Raw genomic sequence first — 13,404 nt, 5'->3', positions numbered from 1 at the left:
GATTATGTCGTCTCACTACGAAGCAACCATTAGAAAACCCTTAGTTATAGGTGATAAATCTTATCACGATGTAACTGTAGATGTAGCTGCGCCTGTTGAAGGTAAAGCAAACAAACATTGGTGGATTGTATTTTCAATCGCATTAATAGCCTTCCTTTGGGGACTTGGCTGTATAATTTACACCGTATCTACAGGTATTGGAACATGGGGATTAAATAAAACTGTAGGATGGGCTTGGGATATCACGAACTTTGTTTGGTGGGTTGGTATTGGTCACGCAGGAACACTTATTTCAGCGGTATTATTACTTTTTCGTCAACGTTGGAGAATGGCGATTAACCGTTCAGCAGAAGCAATGACAATTTTCTCGGTTATCCAAGCGGGTTTATTTCCAATCATTCACATGGGGCGTCCATGGTTAGCGTATTGGGTTTTACCAATTCCGAATCAATTTGGTTCTCTTTGGGTAAACTTTAACTCGCCATTACTTTGGGACGTATTTGCAATTTCAACATATCTTTCGGTTTCATTAGTATTCTGGTGGACTGGTTTATTACCTGATTTTGCCATGCTACGTGATAGAGCTATTACTCCTTTTAATAAAAGAGTGTATTCTATATTAAGTTTTGGATGGAGCGGTAGAGCAAAAGACTGGCAACGTTTTGAAGAAGTATCTTTGGTACTTGCAGGTTTAGCTACTCCACTTGTACTTTCAGTGCATACTATTGTATCGATGGACTTTGCTACATCCGTTATTCCTGGATGGCATACTACAATTTTCCCCCCGTACTTTGTTGCTGGAGCGGTTTTCTCAGGATTTGCAATGGTAAATACTTTGCTTATCATTATGAGAAAAGTATCTAATCTAGAAGCTTACATTACGATTCAACACATTGAGTTGATGAATATCGTTATCATGATTACAGGTTCTATTGTTGGGGTTGCCTATATAACGGAACTATTTGTTGCATGGTACTCTGGTGTAGAATATGAGCAATATGCTTTCTTGAATAGAGCTACCGGACCTTACTGGTGGGCATATTGGTCAATGATGACTTGTAATGTTTTTTCTCCACAATTTATGTGGTTCAAAAAATTAAGAACAAGTATCATGTTCTCATTTATAATTTCGATAGTTGTAAATATTGGAATGTGGTTTGAGAGATTTGTAATTATCGTAACTTCGTTACACAGAGATTATTTACCATCTTCTTGGACAATGTTTTCACCAACATTTGTTGATATTGGGATTTTCATTGGAACAATAGGTTTCTTCTTTGTATTGTTCTTATTGTATTCAAGAACATTCCCTGTAATTGCACAAGCAGAGGTAAAAACAATTTTGAAAGGAACTGGAGATAATTACAAAAGAGAAAGAGAAGCAAATAAAGATTCACACCATGAGTAATAAAGTAATATACGCCATTTATAATGACGATGATATATTGATGGATGCGGTTAAAAAAACCAGAGCAGCTCATCATCATATTGAAGAAGTTTTTACTCCATTCCCGGTTCACGGTTTGGATAAAGCTATGGGAATTGCACCTACAAGATTAGCTATTTGTGCTTTTCTTTATGGATGTGTTGGAATCTCGGTAGCGACAGCTATGATGAATTATATCATGATTCAAGATTGGCCACAAGACATTGGTGGAAAACCAAGTTTTAGTTATATTGAAAACATGCCGGCTTTTGTTCCAATCATGTTTGAACTTACTGTATTTTTTGCAGCTCACTTAATGGTTATTACTTTTTATATGAGAAGTAAATTATGGCCTTTCAAAGAAGCAGAGAATCCGGATGTAAGAACTACAGATGACCATTTTTTAATGGAAGTTGCTGTAAATGACAATGAAGAAGAATTAGTTTCTTTTTTCCAAAGCACGGGAGCTGTAGAAGTTAAAGTAATAGAAAAGCATTAATTATAGATATGAAAAGCGTATATAAAATAACACTTTTATTTGGCATAACTATTTTAGTTTCATCTTGCCATAATAATGCGGAACCAAACTATCAGTATTTTCCAAATATGTATGAATCAGTAGGGTATGAAACTTATTCTGAATCAAATGCATTTAAAGACGGTAAAGAAGGTCAACTTCCAGCTGCAGGAACTATCAACAGAGGGTTTGAACCTTTTGAATATGAAAATTCTACTGCAGGATATGAGTTAGCAAAAGCAAATCTTAAATCTCCGTTGGATTCTTTAAGCAGAGACTCTGATAAAGGAAAAGAGCTTTTTGAAATATATTGTATCAGTTGCCATGGTGCTTCTGGTAACGGAAAAGGAAAGCTTGTAGAAAGAGAAAAATTTCTGGGTGTTCCTAGTTATAAAGATAGAGTTATCACTGAAGGAAGTATTTTTCATGTTATAACTTATGGTTTAAATTCAATGGGTTCGCATGCCAACCAATTGAGTGCCCATGAACGTTGGTTAGTTACTGACTATGTTCTAAAACTAAAAAGCGAATTATAATTGTTGAACAAACTGATCGTAATAGATATGTATACATTTTCAAGTAAATTAAAAACTTTTTCTTTCATCTTAATGGCTGTAGGTCTTTTAGGAATTGGATATGGTTTTTTAACTGCACCTAAAGATATTCAAGAAGTTGAAAAGCTTCTTGCGGCCGAAAGTCATGGTGGTCATGGTGAAGCTAAACATGAAGGGGCAACTGCTGAACCTTCCCATGAAGCTGCTGCTACCCATAGTGAAGCTACCGAAGAGAAAAAAATCGAGGAATCTCACGAAGCTGTTGCTCCAACAGGTGATACAACTAAAGTTGCTGAAGAAGCATATGCTGAACCAGTTCACGCTGAAGCAGCTGTTAAAAAAGAAGGTCACGATGTTAGTGAAGAAGCAGAACATACTGAGCATTTGAATCATGTGCTACACCAACTGCAAAACAAACCTTGGTCTGCTTTATATGTTGCTTGTATTTTCTTTATGCTTGTTTCTCTTGGGGTTTTAGTTTTTTATGCAATTCAACAAGTAGCTCAGGCTGGATGGTCTCCAGTATTATTTAGAGTTATGCAGGCTATAACATCTTATTTACCAGTTGGTTCTGTTATCTTTTTTGTTATTCTAATATTATGTGGATTACACTTTAATCACATTTTTATATGGTTAGATCCTGAAGTTGTTGCTCATGATAAACTAATCGCTAATAAAACAGGTTATTTAAACTTTCCTTTTTGGATCGTTAGAGCGGCTATATTTTTGACAGGTTGGAGTTTATACCAATATTTTTCAAGAAAAAACTGTTTGGCTCAAGATGAATCAAATGACAACTCATTTTACAAGAAAAACTTCAACATATCAGCAATGTTTTTAGTTTTCTTTATAGTATCAGAATCTATAATGTCTTGGGATTGGATAATGTCTATTGACCCGCATTGGTTCAGTACATTATTTGGATGGTATGTATTTGCTAGTTTCTTTGTTAGTGGAATTACTACAATTGCTTTAGTTACTTTATACCTAAAATCTAGAGGATATTTAGAGTATGTAAATACAAGTCATATACACGATTTAGCAAAATTCATGTTTGGATTAAGTGTATTCTGGACGTATTTATGGTTCTCACAATTCATGTTGATATGGTATGCAAATATTCCTGAAGAGGTAACATATTTTATCACTAGAATTGAATTGTATAATCTTCCATTCTTTGGTGCTGTAGTAATGAATTTTTTATTCCCTTTATTAATATTAATTAATACAGATTTCAAGAGAATTACTTGGGTACTAGTTATGGCAGGAATTGTAATACTAGCAGGTCATTATATTGATTTCTTTAATATGATTATGCCAGGAACAGTAGGAGACAGATGGTTTATTGGTATACCTGAAATAGCATCCGTTCTTTTCTTCTTAGGTTTATTTATTTATGTTGTCTTCACAGCGTTAACTAAAGCTCCTTTGTTAGCAAAAAGAAATCCTTTCATAGAAGAAAGTAAACATTTTCATTATTAATATTTAAAGAAAAAAACAGATGACAAGTTTGTTGGTAATCATAGTTTTAGTTTTATTAGCTGTTGCTTTATGGCAATTGACTAAAATATTCGACCTGACGCAAGTTGGATCTAATTCAGATAGTTCAGAAATAGCTACAGATAACGATAATAACGTTCAAGGTTATTTGATGTTTGGTTTCTTGGCTTTCATTTATATTTTTTCAATTTACGGATTGTTTAAATGGGGACCTCTTGTTCTTCATACGCCAGCTTCTGCACATGGTGGTGAAGTAGATAATTTAATGAATATTACATGGGTTCTTATTTTTATAGTTCAGGCTATTACTCAAGTATTGTTGCATTATTTTGCTTTCAAATACAGAGGAAAAAAAGATCAAAAAGCACTTTATTTTGCTGATAATAATAAGTTAGAAGCTATTTGGAGTGTTATTCCAGCTGTAGTTTTAGCAGGATTGATTCTTTATGGTCTTTTCGCTTGGACAAATATTATGTTTGTTGATGAAGATGAGGATACAATAGTTATTGAATTGTATGCACAACAGTTCAACTGGAAAGCTAGATATTCAGGTCAAGATAATGTATTAGGGAAAGCAAATGTTAGATTTATTGAAGGTGCAAATGCTGTAGGTGTCGATTTAGCTGATCCATATGCACAAGATGATATTGTTGTAACAGAATTGCATATCCCTAAAGGTAAAAAAATTCTTTTCAAAATGCGTTCTCAAGATGTTTTGCACTCAGCATACATGCCTCACTTTAGAGCACAGATGAACTGTGTTCCTGGTATGGTTACACAATTTGCTTTTGAGCCAATATACACTACTGCAGAGTATAGAGAATTGCCATTTATGGTAGAAAAAGTAGCTAATATAAATGCTTTAAGATCTAAGAAAAGTATAGAGTTAGTTGCTAAGGGTGAAACTGCTCTAGATCCTTACACGTTTGATTACTTATTGCTTTGTAATAAAATTTGTGGAGCATCTCATTATAATATGCAAATGAAAATTATTGTAGATACACCTGAAGACTATAAAGCATGGTTGAAAGATAAAGCTACAATTGTAAGTGAAGTAAAAGCTGCAATGGCTGAACCTGCTGCTACTGATGGAGCAACTGGTACAGATTCTACTAAAGCAAAAGATACTGCTGCAGTTGCCGTAATGGCCATGAAATAATTAACAAGAAAAATTTAAAGTAAACATATATGTCAGCAGAAGGTCACGATCACGCAATAGATCACGAACACGAACATCACCATAAAGACACTTTTATTACTAAATATATTTTTAGTATTGATCATAAAATGATTGCCAAACAATACCTAATTACGGGTATCATCATGGGAATTATAGGAGTAGGGATGTCTATGCTATTTAGAATGCAATTAGCATGGCCAGAAGAATCATTTAAAATTTTCAATATTTTACTTGGTGATAAATTTGCTCCAAACGGAGTAATGACAAATGATATTTATTTGGCATTGGTAACTATACACGGAACTATAATGGTTTTCTTTGTATTAACGGCCGCTTTAAGTGGTACTTTTAGTAACTTATTGATACCGCTTCAGATTGGTGCACGAGATATGGCATCAGGTTTTATGAATATGATATCATACTGGTTGTTCTTCTTGTCTAGTATAATCATGGTTAGTTCGCTTTTTGTTGAAGCAGGACCAGCATCTTCAGGATGGACAATTTATCCTCCTTTGAGCGCATTGCCACAAGCTATCCCAGGTTCAGGTTTAGGGATGACTTTATGGTTGGTTTCTATGGCTATCTTTATTGCATCTTCATTGATGGGTTCTTTGAATTACGTTGTAACAGTAATTAATTTAAGAACTAAAGGTATGACTATGACTAGATTGCCTCTTACAATTTGGGCTTTCTTTTTAACAGCAATTATTGGTATCGTTTCTTTTCCTGTTCTTTTATCTGCAGCTTTATTGTTGATTTTCGATAGAAGTTTTGGAACATCATTTTTCTTGTCTGATATTTATATTGCTGGAGAAGTATTGCATTATCAAGGTGGTTCACCAGTATTGTTCGAGCACTTATTTTGGTTCTTAGGACACCCTGAAGTTTATATCGTTTTATTACCTGCTTTGGGTATTACTTCGGAAGTTATTGCAACAAATTCACGTAAACCAATTTTTGGTTACAGAGCGATGATTATGTCAATTTTGGCAATTGCTTTCTTATCAACAATTGTTTGGGGTCACCACATGTTTATCTCAGGTATGAATCCATTTTTAGGTTCTGTATTTACGTTTACGACATTATTGATTGCGATTCCATCTGCAGTAAAAGCGTTTAATTACATCACAACACTTTGGAAAGGTAACTTACAGTTGAATCCGGCTATGTTGTTTTCAATTGGTTTAGTTTCTACATTTATTACAGGTGGTTTGACGGGAATTATTCTTGGAGACAGTACGCTTGATATTAATGTTCATGATACGTATTTTGTTGTAGCTCACTTTCACTTAGTAATGGGTATTTCTGCTCTTTATGGAATGTTTGCTGGTATTTACCATTGGTTTCCAAGAATGTTCGGAAGAATGTTGAACAAGAACCTTGGATATGTACACTTTTGGGTAACTGCAATCTGTGCTTATGGAGTTTTCTTCCCAATGCACTTTATCGGATTAGCTGGTTTACCAAGACGTTACTATACTAACACAAACTTCCCATTATTTGATGATTTACAAAACGTAAACGTTTTAATCACAACATTTGCATTAATTGGAGGAGTTTTTCAATTGGTTTTCTTATACAACTTTTTCGTTAGTATCTTCTATGGTAAAAAATCTGTAATGAATCCTTGGAAATCGAATACATTAGAATGGACAGCACCAGTTGAACACATGCATGGTAACTGGCCAGGTGAAATTCCTCACGTATATCGTTGGCCTTATGACTACAGTAATCCAGCACACGATGTGGATTTTGTACCTCAAAACGTTCCAATGAAAGAAGGTGAAGAAGTTTTACACCACTAAAATATAAAGAAAAGCCTCTGCGAAAGTAGAGGCTTTTTTTGTGGCGTTTATTATTCTTGTTTCTCTTGTCTTACTTTTTGTTCAGATCCTTTTTTAATTTTATAGCATTTAAAATTTATAATTTATAATTCAAGATTGCTTTGCTATCTTTGTTACATGAATGAAAATTTAGACCCAACATCAAACAGTTACAATTCCGAAGAACTTGATCTTGAAAAAAAATTAAGACCGCTTTCTTTTGATGATTTTGCAGGACAAGACCAAATATTAGAAAATCTAAAAGTTTTTGTGCAAGCTGCAAACCAACGAAATGAAGCGCTTGATCACACGCTGTTTCATGGTCCTCCCGGTTTAGGAAAAACTACTTTAGCTAATATTCTAGCTAATGAACTTCAAGTAGGAATCAAAATTACTTCTGGTCCGGTTTTAGACAAGCCAGGGGATTTAGCAGGTTTATTGACTAACCTTGAAGAAAGGGATGTTTTGTTTATTGATGAAATTCATCGTTTGAGCCCTATAGTGGAAGAATATTTGTACTCTGCTATGGAGGATTTCAAAATTGACATCATGATTGAATCAGGGCCAAATGCAAGAACTGTCCAAATCAATCTAAACCCATTCACATTGATTGGAGCCACTACGCGTTCCGGTTTATTGACGGCTCCTATGAGAGCTCGTTTTGGAATATCTTCCCGTTTACAATATTATACAACGGAGCTATTAACCACAATTGTGGAAAGAAGTGCTACGATATTTAAAATGCCTATATCAATGGAGGCTGCCATAGAAATTGCGGGTAGAAGCAGGGGAACACCTCGTATTGCTAACGCACTGTTGCGCCGAGTGCGTGATTTTGCCCAGATAAAAGGAAATGGTACAATTGATATAGAAATTGCTCGTTACGCCTTAAAAGCGCTTAATGTTGATGCACATGGCTTGGATGAAATGGACAATAAAATTTTAACCACAATCATCGATAAATTCAAAGGTGGACCGGTTGGTTTAACTACTTTGGCGACAGCCGTATCCGAAAGTAGCGAAACAATCGAGGAAGTCTATGAACCGTTTCTGATTCAGGAAGGATTTATCATGCGAACACCACGAGGTAGAGAAGTTACGGACAAAGCTTATAAGCATTTAGGGAAATTAAATACAAACATTCAAGGAGGTTTATTCTAATTTTTCAGGAGCTATTTCCTGCTATCCGCTATATTCCCGATTAACAAAAACTACGGCTAAAAAAGCCTTGTTTTTCTAAACCGGGAGATGCCGCTGCTATCAGGGCTAGGGAATCCCATTTATTAACTTCTATTTTTATAAGCATCAACCACAAGGCTACATATACGCAATTTATCAAATCCGAAGCACAGCGTCTCGGCTTTTTATCTTGTGGAATATCCAAAGCTGGCTTTTTAGAACAAGAAGCACCACGGTTAGAAAACTGGTTAAAGAACAACAGGAATGGTCAAATGTCCTATATGGAAAACCATTTTGACAAGCGTCTAAATCCAACTTTACTGGTTGATGATGCTAAAAGTGTAGTTTCCTTGCTGCTTAGTTATTACCCTGAGCAACTTCAAAATCCAGATTCTTATAAAATTTCAAAATATGCGTATGGGCAGGATTATCATTTTGTAATTAAAGAAAAATTAAAAGAATTTTTATTCTCCATTCAATCAACAATAGGAGAAGTTTCCGGTCGTGCCTTTGTAGACTCAGCTCCCGTACTCGATAAAGCTTGGGCTGCCAAAAGTGGTTTAGGTTGGATAGGAAAAAACAGTAATTTATTAACTCAAAAAGTAGGTTCTTTTTATTTTATTGCAGAACTCATTATCGATTTAGATTTAGACTACGACAATCCAACAACAGATCATTGCGGCACTTGTACCGCTTGTATTGACGCTTGTCCTACCGAGGCCATAGTTGCTCCCTACGTGGTTGATGGTAGCAAATGCATTTCCTATTTCACGATTGAATTAAAAGAGAATATTCCTCAAGAAATGAAAGGAAAGTTTGCTGATTGGGCTTTTGGATGCGATGTATGTCAGGATGTTTGTCCTTGGAATAAGTTTTCAAAAGCACATGATGAACCTCTATTTAACCCAAATCCAGAATTACTTTCCATGTCAAAAAAGGATTGGATAGAAATTACCGAAGAAACTTTTAAAGCAGTATTTAAAAATTCACCAGTAAAAAGAGCTAAGTTTCAAGGAATAAAAAGAAATATTGATTTTTTAGAATAACAGTATCTTAGAATTCAATTTGTTTGAATTTTATAGAAGATTCTCTAACGATAACGTTAGTTTCTAATTCAACAGTTCTTGGAGTAAAAGGAATTCCTTCTTTATGACAATTCATTTCTTCCAACAATAAGTTAAAAGATTCAATTCCCATTTCATGACTCGGCTGATTTACAGTGCTTAATTTTGGTGTCAATACTTGTGACATAAACCAATTACTAAACCCAATTACGGCTACTTGTTCTGGTACTTTTATTTTATTTTCATTGAAATAGGCTAGTGCGCCTACCGCAACCAAATCAGTAATTGCAAAAACACCATCGATGTCAGGGTGCTCATTAATAATTTGCTTTGCAAAATCTCTGCCTTCTTCAAAAGTTACGGTTTCACATGTATAGACTAATTTATTGTCAAAAGGAATATTGTTTTTTTCTAACGCTTTTTTATAGCCAATGTATCTGTCGATAGCATTTTGAGGATTCAATGGACCACGAATATGAGCGATTTTCTTGCAGCCATTATCAATTAAGTGTTGGACTGCATTAAAAGCTGCTTTTTGGTCGTCAATTATTACTTTTGAGCATTTAGATAGTTTCGCAATCTTGTCAAACATCACAAAAGGAATATTTCTATTCATTATTTCTTTGATATGATCATCATTGTTGGATTCATTAGATAGTGACATAATAATGCCATCTACTCTCTTGTTTATAAGGAGTTCTACTTGTTTTTTTTCTAAAGCCAACGTTTCATTAGACTGTAAAATGATAACGAGATATCCATTTTTTTCGGCTTCATTAATAATGGCATTTACCACATTTGAAAAAAAGTGATGTACTACTTCAGGGATAATTAAACCAATGGTTTTTGATTCTTTTGTTCTTAAATTTACAGCAAAACTATTAGGGGTATAGTGTAGTTTTTGAGCAAGTTCAATTACCGCATTTTTAGTTTTTTCACTAACATCCGGATAGTTTTTCAGCGCTTTTGAAACAGTGGTTATTGAAATTCCCAGTTTTGTTGCAATTTCTTTAAGAGTAATATCTTTCATGAATCGAATTTCTACGTATTTAATTTTAGGAAAATATTTTTAGAAATGACTTTATTTTAAGTCTCCATGTGTTTAGTTTGTGCCTGAAAAAAACAGACTCTAATTTAAAATATTCTTTACCAAGATATTAATTTTTATCTTATTTATGAGTTTTTTGTCAAAATAAACAAATTAATATTGATTCGTTAAATTAAGTAAAGTAGTGTTGGTTGTTTATTGAAGGCTTCAATTTTTTATGTAGATTCTCTTTCAATTATATTGGTTTCTAATTCAATTGACTGAAAAGTTACTACTGAATTATTCTTTTTTAGATTGATTTCATCAAATAAAATCGAGGCAGACCTTCTTCCAATTTCAAATCCAGGTTGGTCAATTGTTGAAAGTTTTGGTGATATAACGCTTGACATAAACCAATTGCTGAAACCCAAAACAGCTATTCTTTGCGGAATGGAAATCCCTGTTTCATTGAAGTATTTAATGATTCCAATGGCGACTAAGTCAGTAACGGCAAAAATTGCATCAATTTCGGGATGTTCATGAATCACTTTTTTAGCATTTTCATAGCCATCTTCAAAATCTGTGTTGTTGTCACATACAAAAACAAGTGACGAATCATAAGGAATACCGTTGTCCTCAAGTGCTTTTTTATATCCTAAAAACCGATCAATAGCATTTTGGGGTAAATATGAACCTCTAAAATGAGCTATTTTTTTGTATCCTTTTTTTACAAGAAAGCTAACGGCATCATAAGCCGCTTTTTTATCATTAATGCTTACTTTTGAGCAATTAACAAGCTTGGCAATTTTATCAAAAAGCACTAGTGGGGTGTTGTGAGAAATAATCGATTTTAAATGTTCAAAATCCCCAGTTTCATTGGACAAGGACATTAAAATTCCGTCGACTCTTTTATTTAATAATAGATCGATTTGTTTTTTTTCAAACTCTAATTTTTCATTAGATTGTAAAATAATAACCAAGTAATCCCTCTTCTCAGCCTCTTCAAGAATTCCTTTAATTACATTTGAAAAAAAATCATGAACAAGAGTAGGGATTATCAATCCTATGGTTTTTGATTCTTTTGTTCTAAGGTTTACGGCAAAACTGTTTGGAGTGTAATGTAGTTTTTGAGCAAGTTCAATTACCGCTTTTTTTGTTTTTTCACTTACGTCTGAGTATCCTTTTAATGACTTTGAAACAGTTGTTATAGAAATCCCTAATTGTGCGGCAATTTCTTTGAGAGTGGGATTATTCATAGTTCAATACTCTATTTGTAAAAGCCAAAAAAACTGCTTCTTGAAAACGAATTTACAATTTATTTATTGTAAATCAATTTTCAAAAAACAGTTTGTCAATTCGGCGTTATTTGGAAGGGTTAATTTCTATTTGAGTTCAATTATTACCGCTTCAAATGGACGTAAAATATTCTTTTTTAATTTTTTTGTATTCGTATAATTGTCCAAAATGATTTTAGATTTAGTGATGGGAATCCCGATGTTGAATGAAGATTCTTTCTCTGAGAAATTCAATAAAATCAATACTTTTTTGCCTTCTAAATCTCTAGTGTATGCAAATACACTTGGGTTTTCTCTGTCTAATAGTGTATATTTACCATAAACAAAAATAGGTTCTTTCTTGCGTAATTGGACTAATGTTCTAAAATAGTTTAACGTTGAATTTGGATCTTTTTCCTGTCCTTCAGCATTTATTACCGTATAATTCGGGTTTACTTTCAACCAAGATTTTCCGGATGTAAATCCTGCATTTTTAGTTGTGTCCCATTGAAAAGGTGTTCTTCCGTTCTCTCTTGAAGTTTGTTTTTGCCCTTCTAAAAATACTTTCAAATCACCTCCTTTATTTTTTAAGCCAATGTATTTATTACGGGTATCCACATCGTGATAATCTTCTATGGAATCAAAGCGAATGTTAGTCATACCTAATTCGTCACCATAATAGTAATAAGGAGTTCCACGCATGGTCATTACAAATGTAGAAAGCATCTTTGATGAGATTTCTCTGAATTTAGGAGTGTCATTGCCAAATTTACTTACCATTCTGGGTTGATCGTGATTGGCTAGAAAAATTGACAGCCAACCTTTATCTTTAAAAGTTTTGTCATACCTTGAAAAAATATCTTTGTATTTAACAAGACCAAAATCATTGATGTGCTTACCAATGTCAACGCTTTCAAAATGATAGGCCATGTTTAATTCTTTTCGGTCTGGATCTACAAACAGCATTGCGTCTTCGGGAGTACTTCCGGCACCTTCGGCAACGGTCATAATATCATATTTACTAAAAACTTCGCGGTTCATTTCCTGTAAATAATCATGTAGATGCGGGCCTACTCCGTAGTATTTTATGATGTTTTTCTCATATCCTTTGGGTAATTCTGGCCATGTAGTATCTTTTGAAGCAAACTGAAAAGCATCCATTCTAAAACCATCAATCCCTTTGTCTAACCAAAAACGCATCATTTCATATATTTCTTGTCTTAGCTTTGGGTTTTCCCAATTTAAATCGGGCTGCTTTTGAGAAAAATAATGCAAATAATAGGCGTCAGTTTGTGCGTCATATTTCCAGGCATCGCTATTCACATCAAAAAAACTCCATCGGTAAGGTGGTTTTCCTTTTTCGGCTGGCCACCAATGGTAGTAATCTCGGTATTTATTATCTCTTGAACTTCTGGATTGTTTGAACCATTCGTGCTCATCGCTGCTATGATTTACCACTAAATCCATGATGAGTTTGATGCCGCGTTCATGCATCCCTTTTAGCAAAAGATCAAAGTCTTTCATGGTCCCAAAATCGGTCATGATTTCTCTATAATTACTAATGTCGTATCCGTTGTCATCATTAGGAGAAGTATAAATTGGATTAAGCCAAACCGCATCGATTCCTAGGCTTTTTATATAATCTAATTTTGAAATGATTCCTTTTAAATCTCCAACTCCATCGCCGTCACTGTCTTTGAAGCTTCTAGGATATACTTGGTACACAACAGCTTCTTTCCACCATTTGGTATCATTTTTTTGACTTGTTTGTACAAACTTGTTTTGAGCTGATGTGCTCTCAGCAGAAAATAGTGTAAGAGCAGAAAACAAGCATAAGTTGAGAATAGGTTTCATGGTTGT

General features: G+C 34.1%; 11 protein-coding genes. 8 read left to right on the top strand and 3 right to left on the bottom strand.

Going from position 1 to position 13,404, the window contains the following annotated elements:
* Positions 1 to 4: 4 nt before the first annotated feature.
* From nrfD to queG, 8 genes are all read left to right on the top strand, one after another.
* A complete protein-coding gene (gene nrfD / locus QLS65_RS02505; protein WP_099714288.1) occupies positions 5 to 1,408 on the top strand; it encodes an NrfD/PsrC family molybdoenzyme membrane anchor subunit in 1,404 nt (467 codons plus the stop codon).
* Entirely contained in the window at positions 1,401 to 1,925 is a 525-nt protein-coding gene (locus tag QLS65_RS02500; protein ID WP_099714289.1) for a DUF3341 domain-containing protein, read from the top strand. The genes nrfD and QLS65_RS02500 overlap by 8 nt, the downstream gene beginning before the upstream one ends.
* Positions 1,926 to 1,933: 8 nt before the next feature.
* Positions 1,934 to 2,479, top strand: coding sequence for a c-type cytochrome (locus QLS65_RS02495; protein WP_099714290.1), 546 nt, complete (start codon positions 1,934 to 1,936; stop codon positions 2,477 to 2,479).
* Between the two features lie 27 nt (positions 2,480 to 2,506).
* A complete protein-coding gene (locus QLS65_RS02490) occupies positions 2,507 to 3,979 on the top strand; it encodes a cation-translocating P-type ATPase (protein ID WP_282715004.1) in 1,473 nt (490 codons plus the stop codon).
* A gap of 19 nt (positions 3,980 to 3,998) precedes the next feature.
* A complete protein-coding gene (locus QLS65_RS02485) occupies positions 3,999 to 5,156 on the top strand; it encodes a cytochrome c oxidase subunit II (RefSeq protein WP_282715002.1) in 1,158 nt (385 codons plus the stop codon).
* A gap of 29 nt (positions 5,157 to 5,185) precedes the next feature.
* Positions 5,186 to 6,982, top strand: a complete 1,797-nt coding sequence (locus tag QLS65_RS02480) for a cytochrome c oxidase subunit I (RefSeq protein WP_282715000.1) — start codon at positions 5,186 to 5,188, stop codon at positions 6,980 to 6,982.
* A 156-nt stretch (positions 6,983 to 7,138) separates the two neighbouring features.
* Positions 7,139 to 8,161, top strand: coding sequence for a Holliday junction branch migration DNA helicase RuvB (gene ruvB, locus QLS65_RS02475; protein WP_099714294.1), 1,023 nt, complete (start codon positions 7,139 to 7,141; stop codon positions 8,159 to 8,161).
* A gap of 143 nt (positions 8,162 to 8,304) precedes the next feature.
* A complete protein-coding gene (gene queG / locus QLS65_RS02470) occupies positions 8,305 to 9,225 on the top strand; it encodes a tRNA epoxyqueuosine(34) reductase QueG (protein WP_282715750.1) in 921 nt (306 codons plus the stop codon).
* A gap of 7 nt (positions 9,226 to 9,232) precedes the next feature.
* Here queG and QLS65_RS02465 read toward each other — a convergent pair whose 3' ends face one another.
* The 3 genes from QLS65_RS02465 to QLS65_RS02455 form a co-directional block, all read right to left on the bottom strand.
* On the bottom strand, positions 9,233 to 10,273 hold the full coding sequence (locus QLS65_RS02465) for a LacI family DNA-binding transcriptional regulator (RefSeq protein WP_282714998.1): 1,041 nt from the start codon (positions 10,271 to 10,273) through the stop codon (positions 9,233 to 9,235).
* 233 nt (positions 10,274 to 10,506) lie between these two features.
* Positions 10,507 to 11,526, bottom strand: coding sequence for a LacI family DNA-binding transcriptional regulator (locus QLS65_RS02460; RefSeq protein ID WP_282710856.1), 1,020 nt, complete (start codon positions 11,524 to 11,526; stop codon positions 10,507 to 10,509).
* A gap of 126 nt (positions 11,527 to 11,652) precedes the next feature.
* Positions 11,653 to 13,398: a glycoside hydrolase family 13 protein gene (locus tag QLS65_RS02455; RefSeq protein WP_282714995.1), complete on the bottom strand. Its 1,746-nt coding sequence runs from the start codon at positions 13,396 to 13,398 to the stop codon at positions 11,653 to 11,655.
* Between the last annotated feature and the right edge of the window lie 6 nt (positions 13,399 to 13,404).

Origin of the sequence: Flavobacterium algoritolerans, from assembly GCF_030010385.1 — a bacterium.
GTDB classification, from domain to species: domain Bacteria; phylum Bacteroidota; class Bacteroidia; order Flavobacteriales; family Flavobacteriaceae; genus Flavobacterium; species Flavobacterium algoritolerans.
The sequence above is the reverse complement of the archived record's forward strand: the minus strand, read 5'-3'. Positions and strand labels throughout refer to the sequence as shown.